Raw genomic sequence first — 22,510 nt, 5'->3', positions numbered from 1 at the left:
ACCAGAGCGTACCCGCTCCCGGCCAATAAACCGTGCACCTGCACGACATTGGGGATAGGATGCTCGACATGGCAACACAGATGCGCGACTACCGGTGGGTTCGAGACGGAGCGCTGGGCGCTGGACGTATGCGGTACGGCGCCGACTACAACCCGGAGCAGTGGTCGCGCGACGTGTGGGCCGAGGACATGCGACTCATGCGCGAGGCGGGCGTCAACGTCGTCTCACTCGCGATCTTCTCGTGGGCGCTGCTCGAGCCGCGCCCCGGTGAGTTCGACTTCACCTGGCTCGACGACGTGATCGACCTCCTGCACGAGAACGGCATCGACGTCGACCTGGCCACCGCGACGGCATCGCCGCCGGCGTGGCTTTCACAGCGGCATCCCGAGATCCTGCCGCAGACCGAAGACGGCACCGTGCTCTGGCCGGGCGCCCGGCAGCACTGGCGCCCCACATCGCCGATCTTCCGCGAGCACGCGCTGCGACTCGTCCGCGCCCTCGCCGAGCGATACGGCGATCATCCGGCGGTCATCGCGTGGCACATCTCGAACGAGCTCGGCTGCCACAACATCTACGACTACTCCGACGACGCCGCACGCGCCTTCCGCGGATGGTTGCGGGAGCGCTACGGCACACTCGACACGCTCAACGACGCATGGGGGACTGCGTTCTGGTCTCAGCACTACACCGAGTGGGATCAGATCCTCCCGCCTCGGACGGCGCCGACGCACCGCAACCCCGGGCAGCGCCTCGACTTCGAGCGGTTCTCCTCCGATGCGGTGCGCGACCACCTGCGGGCCGAGGCGGCGGTGCTCACCGAGATCACGCCCGATATCCCCTTCACGACGAATTTCATGGTCGCCCAGAACGTGCGCGACATCGACTACCCCTCGTGGGCCGGCGATGTCGACTTCGTCTCGAACGACCACTACCTGCGCCCCGGCGAGGTCGGTCGCGATGACCTCTCGTTCTGGGCCAACCTCACCGGCAACATCGCCGAGGGACGCCCGTGGTTCCTGATGGAGCACGCGCCGAGCGCGATCAACTGGCGCGAGGTGAACCCGCCGAAGCGGCCGGGGGTGCTGCTGCGCGACGCGCTCACGCACGTCGGGCACGGTGCGGATGCCGTGTGCTTCTTCCAATGGCGCCAGTCGCGCGCCGGTGGCGAGCGCTACCACTCCGGCATGGTCCCGCACGCCGGCGAGCACAGCCGTGTGTTCCGCGATGTCGTCGCCCTCGGCGCCCGACTGCAGGAGCTCTCGCCCGTCGTCGGATCGCATCGCGAGCGCGCGCGGGTCGCCGTCGTGTTCGACTACGAATCGTGGTGGGTGAGCGGGCGCGATTCGCACCCCACCGACGCCATCCGCTACGACGACGAGGCCCTTGCCTGGTATCGCGCCCTCCTCGACCTCGGCGTCCGCGCCGACGTCGTGCCGGTCTCGGCGTCGTTCGACGACTACGACGTGGTCGTCGCTCCGATGCTCCACGTCATGCCCGATGCGCTGCGCACCCGGCTGGAGAACGTCGTGCGCACGGGGCGGCACCTCGTGACCACCTACTTCTCCGGCGTCGTCGACGAGCACGACCGCGTGTGGCTCGGCGGATATCCGGGGGCGCTGCGCGACGTGCTGGGCGTGACCGTCGAGGAGTTCGTGCCGCTTCTTCCCGACGAGACGGCGCGGCTCGCGTCGGGCGCTGTCGCCACTGCCTGGAGCGAGCGCATCAGTCGCGTCGGCGACGACGTCGAGGTGCTCGACACCTACACGACGGGCGATCTGGCCGGGATGCCGGCCGTGACCCGTCGCCGCGCCGGAGCAGGATCGGCCACCTACGTCTCCGGCGACCTCGGTCGCGAGGGCGCCCGGGGCGTGCTGGAGCGCCTTTCGGGCGATGTCGACGCGCTGGCCGGCGACGTCCTCGCGGCGGACGGGCGACTCGAAGTGATCGTCCGCGCCGACGGCGAGAGCCGCCACGTGTTCCTCATCAACCGCACCGACGACGAGGTGGCGCTCGACGACGCCGCCGCCGGGGCGCGCCGTGTCGCGCCGCGGGGTGTCGAAGTGTTCACTCTTGCGGCGTCGGACGCGGCAGGTGCGCCGGTCGCTGTCCGCAGCGGGCAGGGGAGGCTGGGCGCATGAGCACGCGCATCGACTGGAGCGAGGGCACGTGGACGACGCCGCCGGCAGCGGTGGCTGAGCGGGGCGGAGCGTTGGTCGTGACCGCCCTGGAGGGCAGCGACGCCTGGCGCCGCACCGCCTACGGGTTCATCCACGACACGGAGCACGCGCTGCTCGCACCGCTCGCCGTGGGCGAAGCGATGGAGGTCGTCTTCGACGCCGACTTCACCGCGCAGTTCGACCAGGCGGGGCTGTTCGTCCGGGTCGACGACGAGCGGTGGATGAAGGCGGGCGTCGAGAACGCCGACGGCGTGCTCGGCGTGGGCGCGGTCGTCACCGACATCATGTCGGACTGGTCGGTGGGCGCCGTGCCCGAGTGGGCGGGTCGACGTCTGCGCGTGCGGGTCAGTCGCGGCGCCGATGCTCTGACGGTTCGCGCCGGCGTCGACGGTGAAAGCCTGCGTCTGGTGCGGGTGGCCCCGTTCGCCGGCGGCGCCACTGCTCAGGCAGGACCGATGGTGTGCGCTCCGACGCGCGCGGGGCTCGAGGTCGTCTTCACCGAATGGCTGCGCACCGACGCGGACGCCTCGCTGCACTGAGCTAACGCGGCTCGTAGCGCCGCAGGGTGTGGGTGCGTGCGACGAGGTCGCGCAGCTCTTCCAGCGCGCCGCTGATCATGCCGGCGGCGCGCGCCTGCACGAGCACGTTGCCGAGCGCTGTCGCCTCCACCGGCCCGGCGACGACCGGCATGCCCGTCCGATCGGCGGTGCGCTGACAGAGCAGCTCGTTCAGTGCACCGCCGCCGACCAGGTGCACGGTGCGCACGTCGACGCGGCCCAGCCGGGAGGTCGTGGACACGGCGTCCGCGAAGGCCTGGGCGAGCGACTCGATGATCGCGCGGACGTAGGCGGGGCGCGTCTTCGGCGAAGCGAGGCCGTGCTCGTCGCACCACGCGTCGATGCGCGCCGGCATGTCGCCCGGCGTCAGGAAGCGCGCGTCGTCGACGTCGAAGACGGGGACAGCGGACGCCGGAACCTCCGCCGCCGCGGCGAGCAGCGCACCGAGGTCGGCGTCCTCGCCGCGGCGAGACCACCCGCGGATGGTCTCGGTGAGAATCCACAGCCCCATCACGTTGTGCAGCAGGCGCACCCGGCCATCGACGCCGCCCTCGTTGGTCACGTTCGCCGCGCTCACCTCGGGGGAGAGGACGGGCTGGGCGACCTCCACCCCGACGAGTCCCCATGTCCCGCAGGAGATGTAGGCGGCGGCATCTGCGTGCATGGGGACGGCGACGACGGCGGATGCCGTGTCGTGCGAACCCACAGCCACGACCGGGGCCGAACCGCCGACGGCCGCCCGGACGTGGGGGAGGAGGTCGCCGATGCGCTCGCCGGGAGAGATCAGCGCAGGCAGCAGCGTCCGGGGCACGCCGATCGCCGAGACGAGTCCGTCGTCCCAGGTGCGGGTGCGCGCGTCGAGGAGTCCCGTCGTCGATGCGTTGGTGAGCTCGGCGCGTCGGATGCCGGTGAGCCAGAAGGCGAGGAGGTCGGGCATGAGCAGGAGCGTGTCGGCGAGTGCGAGGACACCGGGCGGTTCGGCGGCCAGTTGATGCGCGGTCGTGAAGGGGAGGAACTGCAGCCCGTTGCGCGCGAACAGATCTGCCCGCCCGATGGTCCGCTCTACCGCCACCACGCCGCGCGCCGTTCGCTCATCGCGGTAGTGGAAGGGGACGCCGAGCAGCTGCCCCTCGCGCAGCAACCCGTAGTCGACGGCCCACGAATCCACCCCGATGCTCGCCAGCCGCGGCTCGGCGCGGAACGCCTCCCGCAGCCCGCGCAGGACGGCGGCGTAGAGCCCTGTGACATCCCAGTGCAGCCCGTCGCCGAGACGGACCGGATCGTTGGCGAACCGTGCGACCGTCTCGGTCTCGAGCACGCCGTCGCCAACGCGCCCGACCACGACGCGCCCGCTGGTGGCCCCGAGGTCGATCGCCGCGACCGCACGGGTCTGCGTCATCGCAGGAACGCGGCGGCGACGCCGGAGTCGACCGGGATGTGCAGGCCCGTCGTGCGGCTGAGCTCGGGACCGGTGAGCACCGCGACGGCATCCGCGACGTTCTCTGGCACGACCTCGCGGCCGAGGATCGTGCGGTTCGCGTAGTACTGGCCGAGCTCCTCCTCCTTGACTCCGTAGGTCGCGGCGCGGTTGGCACCCCACCCGGAGGCGAAGATGCCCGAACCGCGTACGACGCCGTCGGGATTGATGCCGTTGACGCGCACGCCGTGAGCGCCGAGCTCGACAGCCAGGAGGCGCACCTGGTGGGCCTGGTCGGCCTTCGTCGCCGAGTACGCGATGTTGTTCGGCCCGGCGAACACGCCGTTCTTCGACGAGATGTAGACGATGTCGCCGCCCATCTTCTGGGTGATGAGGACGGATGCCGCGGCCTTCGAGACGAGGAACGACCCCTTCGCCATCACGTCGTGCTGCAGGTCCCAGTCGGCTTCCGTGGTCTCCAGCAAGGGCTTGGACAGCGAGAGCCCCGCGTTGTTGACGACCAGGTCGAGGCCGCCGAAGGCGAGCACCGCGGCATCTACCGCGGCCTGCACGGCGGCCGGGTCGGCGACGTTCGCCGCCACCCCGATCGCGACGTCGCGACCCCCCAGTTCTGCCGCGGCGGCCTGCGCCTTCTCGAGGTCGAGGTCGGCGATCACCACGCACGCGCCGTCCGCGGCGAGGCGTGCGGCGGTGGCCTTGCCGATGCCGCTGGCCGCGCCCGTGACCAGGGCGATGCGGCCCTGGTGGCTCTTGGGCTTCGGCATGCGCTGCAGCTTCGCCTCTTCGAGCGCCCAGTACTCGATGCGGAACTTCTCGGCATCCGAGATCGGGGTGTACGTGGAGACCGACTCGGCGCCGCGCATGACGTTGATGGCGTTGACGTAGAACTCGCCCGCCACGCGGGCCGTCTGCATGTTCGCACCGTACGAGAACATGCCGACGCCGGGAACGAGCACGATCAGCGGGTCCGCGCCGCGCATCGCCGGGTTGTCGGCTGTGGCATGCGCGTCATAGTAGGCGCGGTAGTCGTCGCGGTAGGCGGCGACGAGCTCATGCAGACGCGTCAGCTGCTGGTCGAGGGATGCCGTGGCGGGCAGATCCAGCAGGAGCGGCTTGACCTTGGTGCGCAGGAAGTGGTCCGGGCAGCTGGTGCCGAGGGCGGCCAGGGCCGGGGCCTTCTCGGATGCCAGGAACTCGAGCACCACGGCGCTGTCGGTGACGTGGCCGAGCATCGGGCGATCACTCGAGACGAGTCCGCGGATCGTGGGCGCGAGCGCCGCAGCGCGGGCGCGACGCTCCGCCTCGGGGAGCGCCTCGAAGCCGGGCCGAACGCCCCCGAAGGGGGCGGGGTCGCCGTTCTCGGTGAGATAGGCGGCAGCCGTGTCGATGATCCAGGAGGAGTTGCGCTCGGCTTCGTCGCTTGTCTCGCCCCATGCGGTGATGCCGTGGCCGCCGAGGATCGTGCCGATCGCCTGCGGGTTCTCTGCCTTGACGGCAGCGATGTCGAGTCCCAGCTGGAAACCGGGGCGTCGCCACGGCACCCACACGACGCGGTCGCCGAAGATCGCCCGCGTGAGGGCGGGACCGTCCGCGGCAGTGGCGATGGCGATACCGCTGTCGGGATGCAGGTGGTCGACGTGTGCGGCATCCACCAGCGCGTGCATCGCGGTGTCGATCGACGGCGCGGCCCCTCCGCGACCGTGCAGGCAGTAGTCGAACGCGGCGACCATCTCGTCTTCGCGGTCGACTCCGGGGTAGACGTCGACGAGGGCGCGCACCCGGTCGAGGCGCAGCACCGCGAGCCCCTCCGCGGTGAGCGTGCCGAGATCGCCGCCGGAGCCCTTGACCCACAGCAGGTCGACGGGGCTGCCGGTCACCGGGTCGATGTCGGTGCCCGTGGCCGATGTGTTGCCGCCGGCGTAGTTCGTGTTCTTGGGGTCTGCGCCCAGGCGGTTGCTGCGAGCGATGAGGTCGGTGACGGCGTTGTTCGTCGACTCGGTCGGGTTCGTCATCTCAGGCACCCCATCCCGCCTGCATGCCGCCGACGCGCTCTGACGCGATGCGCTCCGCGTAGCCGGATGCCGCATACGCCGCCATCGGATCAGCCGGTAGTCCCCGCTCCTCACGCCATGCGGCCAGCAGCGGCCGCACATCGGTCTGGAACGCGTCCATCAGGATGGCGTTCGCCGCCAGCACGTCGTTCGCCGCCTGTGCGGCGGCGAGAGCGTCGCGGTCGAGCAGGAGAGCTCGCGCCGTCATCTCCTGCACGTTGAGCACCGAGCGGATCTGGCCGGGGATCTTGTCTTCGATGTTGTGGCACTGGTCGAGCATGAACGCGACGTCGGGGCTGTTGAGCCCGCCCCCGCGGATCACCTCCACGAGGATCCGGAACAGCTGGAAGGGGTCCGCCGCCCCGACGATGAGGTCGTCGTCGGCGTAGAACCGGCTGTTGAAGTCGAAGGAGCCCAGCCGTCCGAGTCGCAGCAGCTGCATGACGATGAACTCGATGTTGGTGCCGGGGGCGTGGTGGCCGGTGTCGAGGCAGACCATCGCCTTCTTGCCGAGCGCGGCCACCTGCACGTAGGAGGTCCCCCAGTCGGGAACATCGGTGTGGTAGAACGCCGGCTCGAAGAACTTGTACTCGAGCACGAGGCGCTGGTCATCGCCCAGGCGCGTGTAGATCTCCTGGAGAGAATCGTGCAACCGGTCCTGACGGGAGCGCATGTCGTTCTGACCCGGGTAGTTCGAACCCTCGGCGAGCCAGATCTTCAGGTCGCGCGAGCCGGTGGCATCCATGATGTCGATGCACGCGAGGTGATGATCGATCGCCTTCTGGCGGATCTTCTCGTCGTGGTGGGTGAGGGCGCCGAACTTGTAGTCCTCGTCCTGGAACGTGTTCGAGTTGATGGTGCCGAGGCGCACACCGTGGTCGTCGGCGTGGCGGCGAAGCGTGTCGTAGTCGTCAACAGCGTCCCAAGGGATGTGCAGGGCGACGCTGGGCGCGAGGGCGGTGTGGCGGTGCACCTGCGCGGCATCCGCGATCTTCTCGAACGGATCGCGCGGGGTGCCCGCCGTGGAAAAGACCCGGAAGCGCGTGCCCGAGTTGCCGAAGGCCCAGGAGGGCAGTTCGATCGCCTGGGCGGCAAGGGTGGAAAGGTGCTCGGCGGTGAGCGTTGACATCGGTCGTCTCCGGCGGATCAGGCGAGGTGTGCAGTGAATCGATTCAAATTGAATCGTTTCACACCGTATCCTCGAACCGCACGTCCGTCAACGTCCGTCACCATCCGAGGGAGCCCCCATGTCGGTGAGCATCAAGGATGTCGCCTCTGCGGCATCCGTCTCGGTGGGCACCGTTTCGAACGTGCTGAACCGCCCAGACCGTGTCGCGCCGGATACCGTCGCACGCGTGCAGGCGGCGATCACGCGGCTTGGATTCGTCCGCAACGACGCCGCGCGTCAACTTCGCGCAGGGCGCAGTCGGGCCATCGGCCTGATCGTGCTCGATACCGCCAACCCGTTCTTCGCCGACGTCGCGCGCGGGGCGGAGGAGCGTGCCGCACACGAGGGGATGTCCGTGTTGCTCGGCAACAGCGACCACCTCGCGGAGCGCGAGGACGCCTACCTCGACCTGTTCCGCGAGCAGCGTGTCAACGGGGTGCTCCTGACGCCTACGGGGATGGACGACGCGCGGATCGACCGCCTGCGCGCTGTGGGCACGCCCCTCGTACTCGTCGACGCCGAGGATGCCGACGGGCGACTGCCGTCGGTGGCCGTCGACGACGTCGAGGGCGGGTTTCTCGCCGCCGCACACCTGCTGTCTCTCGGCCGCCGCCGAGTCGCGTTCGTCGCCGGCCCGCTGTCGGTGCGCCAGGCCGCCGACCGCCTCGAGGGCGCTCGCCGCGCGCTCGACGCAGTTCCGGACGCGAGCCTCGAGGTGATCGAGGGTGAGGCGATGACGGTGCTCACCGGGCGTGACATCGGACGTGCGCTCGCCGCCCGGCCGGCGGACGAACGACCCGACGCGGTGTTCTGCGCGAACGATCTGCTCGCGGTGGGACTGCTGCAGGGGGCGGTGATCCTCGGCGGCATCCGCGTGCCGGACGACCTCGCCCTCATCGGCTACGACGACATCGACTTCGCGACCGCGGCGGTGGTGCCGCTCTCTTCCGTCCGCCAGCCCTCCCGTACGATCGGGGCGACCGCGGTGGAGTTGCTGCTCGAGACCCTGGATGATCCGACGGCCGCGCGCGCCGTGCGGTTTCGCCCCGAGCTCATCGTCCGCGACTCGACCGCGCGCTCACGCGCACAGGCTCCATCAGAGGGTCGTCATGCCGCCGTCGACCGCGAACAGTGCGCCCGTCGCGAAGGCCGCGTCGTCCGAAGCGAGGAACACCATGATGCCTGAGACGTCGCCGGGCGTTCCGGCCCGGCCGAGCGGAATGCGGTCGATGATCGCGGCGCGGGCCTGCGGGTCGGTCGTGATGGTGGACACCAGCGACGTCTCGGTGTAACCGGGCACGACGGTGTTGACCCGGATGCCGCGGTCGGCGTACGAGGCCGCGACCGTGCGCGCCAATCCGTGGATGCCCGCTTTCGACGCGCTATAAGCGGTGAAGTCGCGACCCTCCCCGGTCAGTCCGGTGGGGCTTCCGGTGAGGATGATCGAGCCGCCCAGGTGCGCGAGCATCGCGCGCACCGCGTGCTTGACCGTGAGATATGTGCCGGTCAGGTTGACGTCGATGGTCCGCCGCCACACCTCGAGGTCGAGGTCGGCGATGGGCGCGTCCTGCCCGAACAGCTGCACCCCCGCATTGGCGACGACCACGTCCGGCGTCCACCCGGCGTCCTCCAGCCGGGCGAACGCCGCGGCGACCGCCGCTTCGTCGGCGATGTCCATGTGCTCGGCGCGTGCCATCGCGCCGAGTTGCGCCGCAGCGGCATCCGCCGCGTGAGCATCGCGGTCGGCGATGACGACGCGGGCGCCCTCCGACGCGAAGCGCTCGGCGACGGCCCGGCCGATGCCGGTGGCTGCGCCGGTGATGAGGGCCGTCTTGCCGACCAGTCGGGTCACGAGGGTTCCTTTCCGGAGGGGATGACGACGGTGCTGAACGATGCCGCCGGCAGCTCCAGGGCCAGTACGCGCTCGCCGACCAGCACGCTGATCGGCAGGGGCTCCGCGAGCTCGTTGTGCAGCACGACCACGATCGAGCCGTCGGGATTGCGGAACACGAGCTGGTTGTCGTGGCCGGCGACGCACCAGGTCGGCAGCACCCGCGCGCCGGGTGCCACGAACGCGCTGACGTGCTTGAGTACCAGGTAGTCGGGCGTGTAGCGGAAGGTGCGCGTGACGGGGTCGACCACGACGAGCGAGTTCTGCGTCCAGCCCCAACGACTGCGTCCGCCCTCCTGGAGGGCGATGTTCCAGTACTGATACGCGTTCGCGCCGTTGCTGAGGAAGTGCTTCATCAGCCGCCAGGCGTAGCGCGCCTGCCGCCAGTCGTTGCGCCCATCGCCGCACTCCTGCTCGCTCTGGTAGATGCGCAGCTCGGGATGCAGTCGGTGCAGCGCCGCGACGGCGCCCTTGCCCGCCCATTGCACGCCGACGCCGGAGACGACGGCGGACGCCTCCTCATCGGCCAGCACGTCGCCGACGAGTCGGTCGTCAGCGCGTTCGAGTGTGCCGACGAAGACCTCCACGTCGCGGGCGGCCATCTGCGGACCGAGGTGGCGGACGAACGCCGCGAGCCCCGCCGGCGTCCAGGTGCAGCTGGGGAACACCTGCGGCGAGTTGAACTCGTTCTGCGGCATGACCATCGAGATCGGGATGCCGCGGTCGGCATAGGCGTCCACGAACTTTCCGAAGTAGGCGGCGTAGGCCGCTAGGTGGTCCTCGTCGGTGCGGAACATGTCGGTGCCCTCGGTGCCGACCTGGTCCGGCCGGAGGCCGTTGTCGACGTGTCCGAACAGCGGCTGGGGCAACGCGCCCGCATAGTGCCCGTTGCGCTTCATCCACGACGGCGGGCTCCAGGGCGATGCCCACAGGCGTAGGTCCGGACGGTGCGTTCGCGCCGCGCGGATGAACGGCACCAGCGTGTCGTCGTCGTGTGAGAGGTCGAAGTGCTCGAGCGCCAGATCGCCCGGAGTCTCGTCGTACGAGTACCAGTCGAGCGAGAAGTCGTTCGCGCCGACCGGCATGCGGCAGAGGCCGAACGACGCGCCGACTCCGGGTGCGAACAGTTCGCGCAGGATGCCGCTCCGCTCACCGTCGCTGAGCAGGCCCAGCGCCTGCCACCCCAGCTCGTTGAAGCACGCGCCGAAGCCCTCGATCTCCTGCTGCGGATCGTCGATCGAGACGATCACATCGGGCATGGCCGTCGGTGCGGCCAGCGCCGGTGCGGGGGTGGTCCGCCAGGCGGCGTCCGGAGTGGTGACGGTCCACACGGGCACGCTCATGCGGACACCTTCGTGAGGCGCACGGCCATGAACTGTCGGCCCGGAAGCTCGACGCGCACGTGGCCGGTGTGGGTTCCGGGCAGCTCGTCGACAGTCATGTTCCAGGTGTCGATCACCTCGATGCGCCACTGCCCTTCGCCGAGGAGCACATTGCGAAAGCGCGGACGGTTGAACCCGAAATACCCCACCCGCACGCGACCGTCGACCCCACCCCACGGCACATCCCAGTCGCCCGGCAGCGGATCCCAGACGCCCTCGGGGGCCTCGGCCTGCAGAGCCTCGAGGAAGGCGATGCGCGCCGGCGAGCTCCCGTGCAGCACGCCGCCTTTCGACCACCACAGCACGTCGCTGTCATCGTCCACGGCGGATGCCGTGACGGCATCGGCGTCGAGGGCCGGCGGGTAGTACGTCTCGCCGTGTCCGACGTACCCGCCGCGGACGGCGCCCTCCCAGAACCGACGGGTCATCTCCTCGCCGGTGATGTTGCCCCAACCCTGATCGATGTCGCCCTCGTAGGCGCACTCGTCGATGACGACGGGCTTCCCCCAGCGCCCCCGCCACTGGTCGGCGTTCTCCGCCGTGCGGTAGACATCGACACGCTGGATCGAGACGTGCGTGATCCACGGGCGGTCGTAGTCGTAGAACGGTCGGCAGTTGTGGATCGAGTTGAGGTGCCCGAAGGGATCCTCCTCGCCGACGACCGCCGCGAGGCGCTCCCAGTCGTCGAGGTCTTTCGACCACATCAGGTCGTACTCGTTGGCCAGCGACCACCAGACGTTCGCGAAGCCCGTGAGGCGCCGGACGACGTAGCGGAGGTAGCGCTCGTCGACGGCGGGCCCGAGGTCGGAGAAGCCCCAGCGGTCGTAGGCGTGGAAGAGGATGAGGTCGGCCTGGATGCCGCGCGCCGCCAGATCGGCGATGCGGCCCTCGAGGCGGCGGAAGTGCGCGGGATCGAACCGCGTCAGATCGAATCCGTCGGCGAGCGAACCCACGAAGGGGAAATCGGCCGGCTCGTTCGCGTTGTAGAGGTACGACTTCGGGAAGACGCACATCCGCAGCTTCGCGAACGGGGAGTCGGCGAGGGTGTTCAGCGTCTGCTCCTGGCGCTGCGCGCTCTGGTGGGTCCATACGTAGGCCGTCGTTCCCACCGGGCGGTGGCGCGTGCCGTCGGCGTGCCGGAAGTGGAACCCGTCGACGCGCACCGGGCCGTGCGCGTCGACGGGAGCAGGGGCGACCTCGACGGTGCCCGAGACGCCGTCGAGGGAGCGTGCGGTGGAACGCGTCTCGAAGCGCCAGGTGCCGGCGGCATCCGCGAGCGCGCGCACCACGTAGCGGCCGTCGCCGTCGTAGAACCCGCCGACCCGCACGGTCGTACCGTCAGGACGGGTGAAGAGGGCATCGAGCTCGACGTCGACGAAGGGGTTGCCGTGCGACGGGCCCGACACGCGCACCTCGAGCGGGTCCCACCGCCGGGTGGGCGTCGGCGGTGCCACCACGGCCGATCCCCGCACGACGTCGTCGGCCTCGTAGCCGGGGTTCGGTGCGATCTCGGGCGCGTAGGGCGGCCGGGTCGTGCCGTCGCCGACCTCGGCCAGCGCTGCCCACAGAGCCTCGCGCGCGGCCGGATCTTCCAGCTCGGGAACGAGCGCCACCAGCTGTCCCAGTCGCGCGTCGCGGAACTGCTGTGCCATCGGCGACGCCGCGATGCCGGGCAGGTGCTTTTCGAGAACGCTCCGCCCGTCAGGGCTGTCGAGGGTCTCACCGAATGTGCTGGCCCGGTCGAACACGGTGCTCCTCAGGGGGTGTCGTGGCCGCGCGGATCGCGTCGTCGACGGCGGCGAGCACGGGCGGTGGTGTGAACATCAACGCGGTGGCGAGGGGGCGCCCGGCCGCCCACGTCGTCTCGCCCCGAACCGCGTCGACACGCTCGGGGGCGACGGCGGTCAGCGTGTCGAGCAGCGCGCGATAGGCGCGCGGATCGTCGATGATGTCGGCGAGGTCGGCCTCGAGTCCGGGAAGTGCCGGTCGTACCGCAGCGGATTCCGCGGCGACGCGCCACTCGTGCGCCCCCGGACCGACGGTTGTCGTCAGGCCCGGCAGATCGACGTCGGCTGTCGTGTTCGCGGGCACGGTGGCGGTGACGACGATGGTGTCGCCGTCGCGGCGCCACGCGACGGTCGCCTCGCCGTACGGGGTGCGGTGACGGGCTGCGGCGTGATCGAGAGTCGCGAGCGGACGGGGAGCGATGCGCAGACGCCGGTACCCTGGCGCGGCGGGGGCGAGCCCCGCGACCGTGCGATGCAGCCAGTCGGCCACGGCGCCCAGGGCGTAGTGGTTGAACGAGGTCATCTCGCCCGGGTTGACCGAGCCGTCGGGCAGCAGCGAGTCCCACCGTTCCCACACGGTCGTCGCGCCCTGGGTGATCGGATACAGCCACGACGGACATTCGGTCTGCGTGAGCAGTCGCTCCGCGGCATCCACATGTCCGGTGGCGGTGAGAGCGTCGGCGACGAGCGGCGTGCCGACGAAGCCCGTGCCGATGCGGTAGCCGCCCTCGCGCACCAGGGCGGCCAATCGCCGACCGAGCGCAGCCCGCAGCGCGCCGTCCTCGACCAGGTCGAACTGCAGCGCGAGCGCGTATGCCGTGGGAGCGTCGCTCATCATGCGTCCGGCCGGAGTCACATACTCGGCGGCGAAGGCGGCGCGTGAACGGGCGGCCAGCCGCGCATACCGGTCTGCATCGTCGAGGTGACCGAGAAGCCGTGCGGCGTCGGCCACGAGCTGCAACGAGCGGGCGAGGTAGGCGGTCGCGACGATGTCGGCATCCACCTTCGCTTTGCCGGGCTTGTCGGCGGGAGCCGCGGGATCGAGCCAGTCGCCCAGCTGCATCCGTCCGGCCCAGAGGCCCGAGTCGCCGGCGTCGCGCCGCACCGCCTCGACCCAGTCGCGCATGCTCGCGTACTGGGCGGCGAGAGCGTCGCGGTCGCCGAAGCGTTCCCAGAGCACGCTCGGAACGACCGTCGCCGCGTCGCCCCAGGCGGCCGCCGGACCGCCGCTGGCGAACGAGGGCAGCGCGGAGGGGACGACCATCGGGACGACCCCGCCCGCCCGCGCCTGCTCGTGCGAGAGGTCGCGCAGCCACGACGTCAGGAACCCGGCGCAGTCATAGAGGAAGGAGGCCGTCGGGGTGAACACCTGGATGTCGCCCGTCCATCCCAGGCGTTCGTCGCGCTGCGGGCAGTCGGTGGGAATCGACAGGAAGTTGCCGCGCATTCCCCACCGCACGTTCTCGTGCAGCTTCTCGATGAGCGGATCGGATGCCGAGAACCAGCCCGTTCGGGTGAGGTCGGTGTGCAGCACGACCGCTTCGACGTCGGCGGACGCGATCTCCGCGCCGGTGATCTGGGCGTAACGGAACCCGTAGAAGCTGAAGCGCGATTCGAGCACGTCGTCGCCGCCCGACAGGTCGAACGTGGCCGTTGCCTTGGCGTTGCGCAGCGGCCGCAGGGCGAGCTCGCCATGATCGAGCACCTCCGCGTGACGCACGACGATGCGCGTGCCCGCGGCACCGCGGACGCGGATCCGCACTCGACCCACGAGGTTCTGACCGAAGTCGAGGATGGTGCCTCCCGACGGTGTGGTCAGCGTGTGGACGACGGGAAGCGTCTGGATGCGCCGCACCGGCGGGGCGATGCGCGCTTCGGGTGCGGGCACGTTCTCGTAGCCCGGACGCGCCACCGCGCCCACGCGGGCCGGTGTCCACTCGGCGTCGGCCAGCTCGCGGCGGAGGTCTTGATGCTCGCCCGCGTAGATGCCGCTGTCGACGACCGGGCCGTCGCCGGTGGCCTCCCACCCGGGCCCTGACGCGGCGACGGTGTCGGTCGTGCCGTCGGCGTATGTCACGCGCAGCTGCGCCAGCCACGACGGCTGATCGCCGTAGATGCGGTCGGTGAACGTGAAGAAGCCGTACTTCTCGGTGTACCAGGCGCCGGCGAGCTGCGCGCCCAGCTCGTTCTCGCCGGGCCGGAGGAGTGCGGTGACGTCGACGCTCTCGTGGACGAGCCGATCGCGGTAGGCCGTCCACCCGGGGGAGAGGACGTCTTCGCTCACGGCGGTGCCGTTGACGGTGGGCTCGGCGACCCCGAGCGCGGTCCAGAACAGGACGGCGCGCGTGACCTCGCGTTCGAGCACGAAACGGGTGCGCACCAGGGCGGGCTGAGCCTCGCGCTGCGGGTGGGCGAGCCCCACCGGAGCCGCGACCCACTCTCCGTCGGCGAGGAAGCCCGCCTCCACCACGAGCGGCGCGCTCCACGGGGTGACGCGCCCGTCGGTGCTGTGCGCGCGCACCCGCACCCGCCGGCTCTCCCCGGCAGCAAGGGGCGCGAACGGCCAGGCGACCAGCACGCTCTCGCCACCGTCGAGGGAGATCTCGGTCGTGCCGTCCGAGACTTCTGCCGAGGCCTGCTGCCAGCCGGCCACGTCACCGCCGATCACCCAGCTCAGCCGGGGGAGCGGTGTGGCGACAAGCGGGCTGTCGTCGCGCAGCTCCGCACGGACGCTTTCGATCACCGCGCTGGTGCTCACAGCAGGGCGCCCAGTTCGCGTGCCAGAGCCACCGCGCGCGGGTCGGCACCGCCCGGCCACGGGCCGCGCACGATCGTCCACGCGAAGGTCAGGCCCGTGTCGGGGTCGACGCACGCCAGTGCGCCCGCGGCGCCGTCGTGGCCGAACGCGCGCGGACCGCCGAAGGCGAGTTGCTGCGACGGCTTCTGAAAGACGATCGCGTGGGCGCGGTCCTGCTGGTGCAGTACCTCGTCGTAGCCGCGGATCTGCTGCTGACCGATCTGCTCGACCGTGTCTGCCGAGAGGAAGGGAGCGCGTCCGTCGACACCCGTCACCGCGGCGGCGAACAGGCGGGCGAGACCCCGCGCAGTTCCCGTCCCCGCCGTCGCGGCGTGGCCGTAGCGGTAGTTGCGGGGTGAGTTCGTGTGGTCCATGTCGCGGCTGAGCGAGCCGAACACCACCGGCCCGAGCGCCGAGAACGAGGGGGAAGCCGTCGCCGATACCGGGCGCACCATCGGCCGCAGCGGCGTGAAGCGGTGCTCCTGCTCGGCGGGCAGTCCGAGATAGAAGTCGATCTGGTGCGGTGCGCGGATCTCCTCCTCGTAGAACTCGTGCAGGCTCCGCCCTGTCACGCGGTACACGAGCTCGTCGCCGAGGCTGCCGATCGTCGTCGCGTGATAGCCGAACGCGCTGCCGGGATACCAGTAAGGACGGGTGTCGGCCAGCCGCGCGGCGGCGGCGTGGTGATCCCACAGCTCGTCCCACGTGAGGGGCGTCGTCGCCTGCGGGAGGCCCGCCTGATGCGACAGCAGCTGCCGCACGGTGACGGCATCCTTTCCCTTCGCGGCGAACTCCGGCCAGTAGTGGGCCACCCGCTCGTCGAGATCGATCAGGCCCCGCTCGAGGAGCAGGCCCACCGACAGCCCGATCGTGTTCTTGGTGACCGAGAACGGGATGAGCATGGAGTCGCCGTCGAGGTGCGGGCCGCCCCACGCATCGAGTACGGGCGTGCCGCGGTGGAACGCGGCGACTTGGAACGACAGGTCGTCGTCGTCGCGCAGGTAGCCCTCGAGGCGGTCGACGATGGCCGTCAGCCGGTCGTCGACGACGCCCTGGAGGCGGCCCGCCTCGATGTCGACCAGCGTGCCGGCGCTCATGCCGACACCGCCCAATCGAGTTCGAGCGGGAGGTCGATCACCGACGCGCCCACCCGCAGCGTGTAGGCGCCGGGCTCGACGCTCCAGCCCGCGCCGTCCCAGTGGGCGAGGCGACGGTCGGGAACGGAGACGGTCACGGTGGCTGTCTCGCCCGCGGCGACCTGGACGGCGGCGAAGCCGACGAGCCAGCGTTCGGGCCGCTCGATCGCCGAGGCGGCGCGCTCGGCGTAGACCTGCACGACGTGCTTGCCCGCGCGCGGGCCGGTATTGGTCACGGCTACGGTCAGCTCATCACCGTGACGCTCGGCGCCGTCCCACGACCAGGTCGTGTACCCGAGGCCGTGGCCGAAGGCGAAGGCGGGCGTCGCGGCATCCTTCAGCCACGCACGGTAGCCGATGTGGATGCCCTCGGCGTAGCGCAGCACCCCGTCTCGCGGGGTCACGTCGGTGACCGGGACGTCGGCGAGGGCCGCGGGCCATGTGGTGGGCAGACGTCCGCCGGGCTCGCGCCCACCGGTGAGCACATCGGCGAGGGCGTGGCCGAACTCCTGTCCGCCGAAGTAGCCCTGCACGATCGCGGCGACCTCGTTCGCCCACGGCAGGGTGACGGGAGAGCCGGCGTTGACGACGACGATCGTGGGGGTGCCTGTCGCGGCGACGGCGCGGACGAGATCGTCCTGCGCACCGGGGAGGTCGAGGCTCTCGCGGTCGTAGCCCTCCGACTCGACCTTCGAGTTGGTGCCGACGACCACGATGGCCACGTCGGCGGATGCCGCGGCGCGCGCCGCCCGGGCGATGAGCTCGGCGTCGGGCGTGCGCTCGGGGGCGATGCCGACGGTGGCGCTGAAGGCGCCGGCGAGGGCGCCCTCCGCCTCTTGGGCGAACTCGACGCGGACGTCGCGCGGCACGCCCGCCGTCACCTCGACAGTCGTCGTCGACGACGGCGGGTTGAGGAACGCGGCGCCGAGGTCGGTGCCCTCGATGACGGGGGTGTCCTCGAGCGCGAGCACGTCGTCGACGTACAGACGACCCGCGCTCGCGCCGGCGAAGCCGAGCTCGATGGTGCCCGTCTCGGCGGGCGTGAAGACGGTGTGGAAGACGACCGTGCGGCTCTGCGCGATCGGGGCATCGCCGCCGAACCAGACGAGCGCGGTAGAACGGCGGTCCTCCGCGAAGAGCTCGACGCCCTCGTCGTCCCGGAAGCTGACGCGAAGCCCGGGCTTCCCGGTGACCGGGTTCTGCAGCTGAGCGAGCGGGAGCTCCGCGACGCCCTCCTGCACCAGTGCGCCGAGCTCGTACGACACCGTGACACCGGGAAGTGCTGCGCGTAGGCCATCGAGGGGCGAGACGACGTGGTCGGGCACGACGGTGGCGCTGCCGCCGCCCTGCGTCCGGGCGTCGCGCGCGTTCTGGCCGATCACCGCGACCGACCGCAGCGCGGCGCTGTCGAGGGGGAGTGTCCCGTTGTTGCTCAGCAGCACCGTGCCGGCAACGGCCGCCTCGCGGGCGAAGGCCGGACCGTCCAGCGCAGGCGGGATAACTGCGTCCGACCCCTCCAACGCGCCGACGCGCTCGGCGAGCAGCAGCAGGCGCAGCACCTTGCGGTCGACGTCGGCCTCCGCGACACGTCCGTCGCGCACGGCGTCGATCAGATCGGCCCACGCCGGTGCGGGGCCGGGCATGGCCAGGTCTTGGGATGCCGCGACGGAATCGAGCGAACGCACGGCCGTCCAGTCGCTGATCACGACGCCGTCGAAGCCCCATTCGCTGTTGAGCGGGGTTTCCAGCAGCGCATTCTCGGTCATCGTGACGCCGTCGACCGAGTTGTACGCGCTCATCACGCTCCACGCGTGCGCTTCGGTGACCGCGCGTTCGAACGGCGCCAGGTAGAGCTCGCGAAGGGCCCGATCGTCGACGTCGATGTCGACCGTGAAGCGGTCGGTCTCCGAGTCGTTGGCCACGTAGTGCTTCGGACACGCGGCGACGCCGTTGTTCTGCATCCCCGCGACGTAGGCCGCGGCCAGCTCGGCCGACAGCTCGGGGTCTTCGCTGAAACACTCGAAGTGGCGCCCGCCCAGCGGGCTGCGGTGCAGGTTGATGGTCGGGCCGAGCACGACGTCGACATCCTTCGCCCGCGCCTCGGTCGCAGCAGCCGCGCCGTAGCGATAGGCGAGGTCGACGTCCCACGACGCGGCCAGCGCAGAACCAGACGGAAGGTTGAGCGAGGGTTCCCGCTCGTCCCAGCGCGGCCCGCGCACGCCGGCGGGACCGTCGGAGAGGGTCATCGCCCGGAGACCGATCTCGGGAAGCGGCACGGTCGTCCAGAAATCGGCGCCTTGCACCAGGGCGGCCTTCTGCTCGAGGGTGAGCGCCTCCAGCAGCGGCAGCAGGTGGTCGACGGGCGAGGTCATGGGGTTCCTTTCGAGGGTGGGCGCAGGCCCGAGGGGGGAATGATCAGGCGGCGTGCGAGGAGGCGGGCTCCGCGTCGAGCACCGCTCGGCGCGCGGCGCGGCGCTCCTCCTGCCTGTCGGGATCGGGCACGGGAGCCGCCATGAACAGGCGCTGGGTGTAGGGATGCTGCGGGCGCGAGGTCACCTGGTCACCATCGCCCGACTCGACGATCTCGCCGCGGTACATGACGGCCACGCGGTGGCTGACGTGGCGCACCACCGCGAGGTCGTGCGTGACGAAGAGGTAGGCGACGCCCGTGTTCTGCTGGATCTCGATGAACAGGTCGAGCACGCGCGCCTGGGTCGACAGGTCGAGGGCCGAGACCGGTTCGTCGCAGACGATGAGGCGGGGGCTGAGCGCGAGCGCTCGGGCGATGGCGACCCGCTGGCGCTGGCCACCGGAGAACTCGCGCGGCAGACGGCTGCGGGCGTCGGCCGGCAGACCCACCTGATCGAGCAGTTCCCGCACCCGCGCCTTGGCCTCGGCCGAACCGAGGCCGGCGACGGTGAGCGGCTCGGTGAGGATCTGCTCGACCGTCATCGACGGATTCAGAGACGAATACGGGTCTTGGAACACGACCTGGATCTGCGAGCTGAGCGCTCGCCGCTCGCGGCGGCCGAGGTGGGAGATGTCCTTGCCGTCGAAGCGGATCGTACCCTCGGTGACCGGTGCGAGGCCCAAGGCGGCGCGCCCGAGCGTGGTCTTGCCCGAACCCGACTCGCCGACCAGGCCCACCGTCTCGCCGGGCTTGATGTCCAGCGAGACGCCCTTCAGTGCACGGAACGGCTCGGCACGAAAGCCCTTGCCGGGATATTCGACGACGAGGTCGGTGACCTCCAGCAGCGGCGCGCTCATGCTCCGGCTCCGTTCGTGACAGGGGTGAGGGGGCCGCGGGCCGGGCCCTCGTCGAGGATCGCGTCCAGCAACGTCTTCGTGTAGGGGTGCTGCGCGTTCGTGAAGATCGCCCGCACCGGACCCTGCTCCACGAAGCGACCGTTCTGCATGACGGTGACGCGGTCGCAGAGGTCGGCGACGACCCCGAAGTTGTGCGTGACGAGCAGCATCGCCATATTGCGCTCCGCCTGCAGGTCGCGCAGCAGGTCGAGAACCTCCGCCTGGACGGTGACGTCCAGAGCCGTCGTGGGCTCGTCGGCGATGATGAGATCGGGATCGGTGGAGACAGCGCCGGCGATGAGCACACGCTGGGCCATACCGCCGGATACCTCGAACGGATACGCGTCGAAGGTGCGCTCGGGCTGCGGGATGCCGACACGCGCGAGCAGATCGAGTGCCCGGCGCCGCGCCGCCGCTGTGGAGAGCCCGAGGTTCTTGCGCAGGGGCTCGACCAGCTGGCTGCCGATCGTGAACGAGGGGTCGAGGTTGCTCATCGGCTCTTGGGGGATGTAGCCGATGCGCTTGCCGCGGATGCCGGAGTAGACGCGCTCCGATGCGTCGGCCAGTTCGGTGCCCTCATAGAGGATCGAGCCGCCGGTGACGGTGCCGCCGCGGGGCAGCAGGCCGAGCACGGCGAACGCCGTCTGCGTCTTGCCGGAGCCGGATTCGCCGATGAGTCCGTGCACCTCGCCGCGACGGATGTCGAGTGAGACGCCGTGCACCACCTCGATGTGCGAGCGGTCGGGCTGGTCGTAGCCGACGCGCAGGTCACGCACGTGCAGCACCGTTTCGCTCGCCTTGCTGCGTGCGTCTTCGGGATGGACGATGACCTCGACGTTCTCGATGATCGGCGGCTCGTCGGGGTCGACGAGGTCGCCGCCGCCGGTGCGGATGGAGGTGGTCACGGCCGCGATCGACCCGGTCGCTGTGGTCACCGCGCGGCGGCGCTTGCGGCGGACCGTCACGGTGCGCTCCAGCTCGTCGCGCATGACGTTGGCCAGCAGCGTCAGGGCGATACACGTCAGCGCGATGGCGAGCGAGGGCCAGAGCATGAGGAGGGGCTGCTTGAAGATGCTCTTGAACCCGTCGTTGAGCATCGCGCCCCACGTCGGTACGGACGAGTCGCCGAGGCCCAGAAACTCCAGTCCGGACTGGATCGCGATGGCGATGCCCGCGATGATCGCCGACTGGATGATGATCGGCGCACGCACGACCGACAGCACATGTCGGCCGATGATGCGGGTGTCGCTCAGGCCAGAGACGCGCGCGGCATCCACGTAGAGCTCGGCACGCACGGCGGTGACCGACGCGAAGACCAGGCGGAAGTAGGCGGGGGAGAGGAGCACGCCGAAGATGAACATCGACAGCCAGACAGACGGCCCGAGGGCGGCGCGCGCGGCGAGCAGCACGACCATCGCAGGCAGGGCCATATTGAGTTCGGTCACCCATGTCGCGACGGTGTTGAACCAGCCCTGGTAGTACCCGGCGATGAGACCGGACACGACGCCGAGAACCACAGCGGTGAGAAGGGCGACCAGCGCCGCCGCGATGCTGGTCTGCGTCGACAGCAGCAGGCGTGAGAACACGTCGCGGCCGGCGCTGTCGGTTCCGAGCAGATGGCCGGCGCCGGGGGGAGCCAGCACCGCGCGGATGTCGGCGTAGTTCGCATTCTGCGGGGCGATGAACGGTCCGATGATCGCGATGAGAACCACCAGCGCGAGGAAGGCCAGAGAGATGAGGCCGAGAGGGCGGCGCACCAGGCGGCGCATCAGCGAGACGCGCACCGGGGCGATGGGAACGGTCGGGGGAACGTCGACAGCGGTCATGACAGACGCACCTTCGGGTTGAGAGCGGCCTGAGCGAGATCGATCAGGAGGTTGACGATGACGACGATGATCGCGAACACGATCACCAGTCCCATCACTGCGGGGATGTCGCCCTGCGTCGTTGCCTTGACCGTCAGTTGGCCCATGCCGGGGATCGCGAAGACCTGCTCGACGATCACGGCGCCACCGAGCAGACCGATGAACTGCACGGCGAGCACGGCGAGGGCGGGACCGCCGGCGTTGCGCAGCACGTGTTTGTACACGACGGAGTTCGTCGACAGTCCGCGCGAACGGAGTGTGCGCACGTAGTCGCGCGACATGGCGTCGATGACCGAGCCGCGCACCTGCTGGGCGACGGTCGCGATCGCGCCGAGGGAGAGGGCGACGATCGGCAGGGTCACCGAGGTGAGCCAGCCGCCGAAGGACGTCGTCAGCGGGACGAAGCCGGTCGCCTTGAACCAATGCAGCTCGATCGCGAACACGAGCACCAGGCCGAGCGCGATGAGGAAGCCGGGGATGGCGAAGCCGATGAGGGAGAGGAACTGGACGACGGCGTCGATCCAGCCTCCGCGGCGGGCCGCGAGGACCCCGAGCACGATCGACAGGATGGCCGAGACGAGCGTGGCACCGATGACGATCGAGAGCGTGACGCCCACGCGGCCCGAGACGCTGACGCTCACGAGCTCGCCGCTGAACCAGCTGCGCCCGAGGTTGCCGGTGAGGGCAGAGGTCAGCCAGTCCCAGTACTGGACGAGCAGCGGGCGGTTGAGGCCCAGTTCCTCGGTCTTCTTGGCGACCGTCTCGGCGGTCGCGGTCTCGCCCAGGATGCGGCGGGCGATGTCGCCGCCAGCCGCGTAGAGCAGGACGTAGGCGAGGAAGGAGATGACGGCGACGAGGACGACGCCCGAGGCGATCCGCCTGAGGATGAAGGTGAGCATGGCTCTCTCCGGTTCGAGCGGCGCTGCCCGCCTGCGCCGTTGCGCAGGCGGGCAGC

Annotated in this window: 15 protein-coding genes; 3 read left to right on the top strand and 12 right to left on the bottom strand. The window is 70.6% G+C overall.

Features of this window, described 5'->3' with window-relative positions; translation table 11 throughout:
* The first annotated feature begins 68 nt into the window (after positions 1-68).
* The gene (locus tag ITJ43_RS08625) at positions 69-2,138 is read left to right on the top strand and encodes a beta-galactosidase (protein ID WP_194583433.1); all 2,070 of its coding nucleotides are present in this window, start codon (positions 69-71) and stop codon (positions 2,136-2,138) included.
* Positions 2,135-2,716: a DUF1349 domain-containing protein gene (locus ITJ43_RS08620; RefSeq protein ID WP_194583432.1), complete on the top strand. Its 582-nt coding sequence runs from the start codon at positions 2,135-2,137 to the stop codon at positions 2,714-2,716. Before ITJ43_RS08625 ends, ITJ43_RS08620 begins: the two co-directional genes overlap by 4 nt.
* Position 2,717: 1 nt before the next feature.
* On the opposite strand, the gene ITJ43_RS08615 is transcribed toward ITJ43_RS08620, so the two are convergent.
* Genes ITJ43_RS08615 through rhaI form a run of 3 tightly spaced genes read right to left on the bottom strand, consistent with a single transcriptional unit; the run spans position 2,718 to position 7,352 of the window.
* On the bottom strand, positions 2,718-4,133 hold the full coding sequence (locus ITJ43_RS08615; protein ID WP_194583431.1) for a rhamnulokinase: 1,416 nt from the start codon (positions 4,131-4,133) through the stop codon (positions 2,718-2,720).
* Positions 4,130-6,184, bottom strand: coding sequence for a bifunctional aldolase/short-chain dehydrogenase (locus ITJ43_RS08610; protein ID WP_194583430.1), 2,055 nt, complete (start codon positions 6,182-6,184; stop codon positions 4,130-4,132). Before ITJ43_RS08610 ends, ITJ43_RS08615 begins: the two co-directional genes overlap by 4 nt.
* A gap of 1 nt (position 6,185) precedes the next feature.
* Complete coding sequence (rhaI, locus tag ITJ43_RS08605; RefSeq protein ID WP_194583429.1) at positions 6,186-7,352, bottom strand: L-rhamnose isomerase; 1,167 nt, start codon at positions 7,350-7,352, stop codon at positions 6,186-6,188.
* 118 nt (positions 7,353-7,470) lie between these two features.
* Between rhaI and ITJ43_RS08600 the strand changes: the two genes are divergently transcribed.
* Complete coding sequence (locus ITJ43_RS08600) at positions 7,471-8,577, top strand: LacI family DNA-binding transcriptional regulator (protein ID WP_194583428.1); 1,107 nt, start codon at positions 7,471-7,473, stop codon at positions 8,575-8,577.
* Here the strand turns inward: ITJ43_RS08600 and ITJ43_RS08595 are convergent.
* From ITJ43_RS08595 to ITJ43_RS08555, 9 genes are read right to left on the bottom strand one after another with little or no spacing between them, the layout of a single operon-like run.
* Positions 8,488-9,243, bottom strand: coding sequence for an SDR family NAD(P)-dependent oxidoreductase (locus ITJ43_RS08595; protein WP_194583427.1), 756 nt, complete (start codon positions 9,241-9,243; stop codon positions 8,488-8,490). The genes ITJ43_RS08600 and ITJ43_RS08595 overlap by 90 nt on opposite strands.
* The gene (locus tag ITJ43_RS08590) at positions 9,240-10,625 is read right to left on the bottom strand and encodes a glycoside hydrolase family 30 protein (protein ID WP_194583426.1); all 1,386 of its coding nucleotides are present in this window, start codon (positions 10,623-10,625) and stop codon (positions 9,240-9,242) included. Before ITJ43_RS08590 ends, ITJ43_RS08595 begins: the two co-directional genes overlap by 4 nt.
* Positions 10,622-12,412 carry a DUF5605 domain-containing protein gene (locus ITJ43_RS08585; protein ID WP_194583425.1) on the bottom strand — a complete coding sequence of 597 codons (1,791 nt, stop codon included), beginning with the start codon at positions 12,410-12,412 and terminating at the stop codon, positions 10,622-10,624. Before ITJ43_RS08585 ends, ITJ43_RS08590 begins: the two co-directional genes overlap by 4 nt.
* Positions 12,384-15,209 carry an alpha-L-rhamnosidase gene (locus ITJ43_RS08580; protein ID WP_194583424.1) on the bottom strand — a complete coding sequence of 942 codons (2,826 nt, stop codon included), beginning with the start codon at positions 15,207-15,209 and terminating at the stop codon, positions 12,384-12,386. The genes ITJ43_RS08585 and ITJ43_RS08580 overlap by 29 nt, the downstream gene beginning before the upstream one ends.
* Positions 15,206-16,345, bottom strand: coding sequence for a serine hydrolase domain-containing protein (locus tag ITJ43_RS08575; RefSeq protein ID WP_194583423.1), 1,140 nt, complete (start codon positions 16,343-16,345; stop codon positions 15,206-15,208). Before ITJ43_RS08575 ends, ITJ43_RS08580 begins: the two co-directional genes overlap by 4 nt.
* Positions 16,342-18,756, bottom strand: coding sequence for a glycoside hydrolase family 3 protein (locus ITJ43_RS08570; protein WP_194583422.1), 2,415 nt, complete (start codon positions 18,754-18,756; stop codon positions 16,342-16,344). The genes ITJ43_RS08575 and ITJ43_RS08570 overlap by 4 nt, the downstream gene beginning before the upstream one ends.
* Before the next feature lie 43 nt (positions 18,757-18,799).
* Positions 18,800-19,651: an ATP-binding cassette domain-containing protein gene (locus ITJ43_RS08565; protein ID WP_194583421.1), complete on the bottom strand. Its 852-nt coding sequence runs from the start codon at positions 19,649-19,651 to the stop codon at positions 18,800-18,802.
* The gene (locus ITJ43_RS08560; RefSeq protein WP_194583420.1) at positions 19,648-21,516 is read right to left on the bottom strand and encodes a dipeptide/oligopeptide/nickel ABC transporter permease/ATP-binding protein; all 1,869 of its coding nucleotides are present in this window, start codon (positions 21,514-21,516) and stop codon (positions 19,648-19,650) included. The genes ITJ43_RS08565 and ITJ43_RS08560 overlap by 4 nt, the downstream gene beginning before the upstream one ends.
* Positions 21,513-22,454 (bottom strand): ABC transporter permease, encoded by a 942-nt coding sequence (locus ITJ43_RS08555; protein ID WP_194583419.1) that lies wholly within the window; start codon positions 22,452-22,454, stop codon positions 21,513-21,515. The genes ITJ43_RS08560 and ITJ43_RS08555 overlap by 4 nt, the downstream gene beginning before the upstream one ends.
* Between the last annotated feature and the right edge of the window lie 56 nt (positions 22,455-22,510).

The organism is Microbacterium sp. VKM Ac-2870 (assembly GCF_015350795.1).
In the GTDB taxonomy this organism is placed as follows: Bacteria; Actinomycetota; Actinomycetes; order Actinomycetales; family Microbacteriaceae; genus Microbacterium.
Note: the sequence above shows the minus strand (reverse complement) of the source record. Positions and strands in the feature narration are given on the sequence as shown.

What these genes read in the sequence shown, in the direction of transcription:
- ITJ43_RS08615 (WP_194583431.1), bottom strand. Translation starts at nt 4,133, where the DNA reads ATGACGCAGACCCGTGCGGTCGCGGCGATCGACCTCGGGGCCACCAGC.
- ITJ43_RS08590 (WP_194583426.1), bottom strand. Translation starts at nt 10,625, where the DNA reads ATGAGCGTGCCCGTGTGGACCGTCACCACTCCGGACGCCGCCTGGCGG.
- ITJ43_RS08560 (WP_194583420.1), bottom strand. Translation starts at nt 21,516, where the DNA reads ATGACCGCTGTCGACGTTCCCCCGACCGTTCCCATCGCCCCGGTGCGC.
- ITJ43_RS08610 (WP_194583430.1), bottom strand. Translation starts at nt 6,184, where the DNA reads ATGACGAACCCGACCGAGTCGACGAACAACGCCGTCACCGACCTCATC.
- ITJ43_RS08570 (WP_194583422.1), bottom strand. Translation starts at nt 18,756, where the DNA reads ATGACCTCGCCCGTCGACCACCTGCTGCCGCTGCTGGAGGCGCTCACC.
- ITJ43_RS08575 (WP_194583423.1), bottom strand. Translation starts at nt 16,345, where the DNA reads ATGAGCGCCGGCACGCTGGTCGACATCGAGGCGGGCCGCCTCCAGGGC.
- ITJ43_RS08600 (WP_194583428.1), top strand. Translation starts at nt 7,471, where the DNA reads ATGTCGGTGAGCATCAAGGATGTCGCCTCTGCGGCATCCGTCTCGGTG.
- ITJ43_RS08625 (WP_194583433.1), top strand. Translation starts at nt 69, where the DNA reads ATGGCAACACAGATGCGCGACTACCGGTGGGTTCGAGACGGAGCGCTG.
- rhaI (WP_194583429.1), bottom strand. Translation starts at nt 7,352, where the DNA reads ATGTCAACGCTCACCGCCGAGCACCTTTCCACCCTTGCCGCCCAGGCG.
- ITJ43_RS08555 (WP_194583419.1), bottom strand. Translation starts at nt 22,454, where the DNA reads ATGCTCACCTTCATCCTCAGGCGGATCGCCTCGGGCGTCGTCCTCGTC.
- ITJ43_RS08565 (WP_194583421.1), bottom strand. Translation starts at nt 19,651, where the DNA reads ATGAGCGCGCCGCTGCTGGAGGTCACCGACCTCGTCGTCGAATATCCC.
- ITJ43_RS08620 (WP_194583432.1), top strand. Translation starts at nt 2,135, where the DNA reads ATGAGCACGCGCATCGACTGGAGCGAGGGCACGTGGACGACGCCGCCG.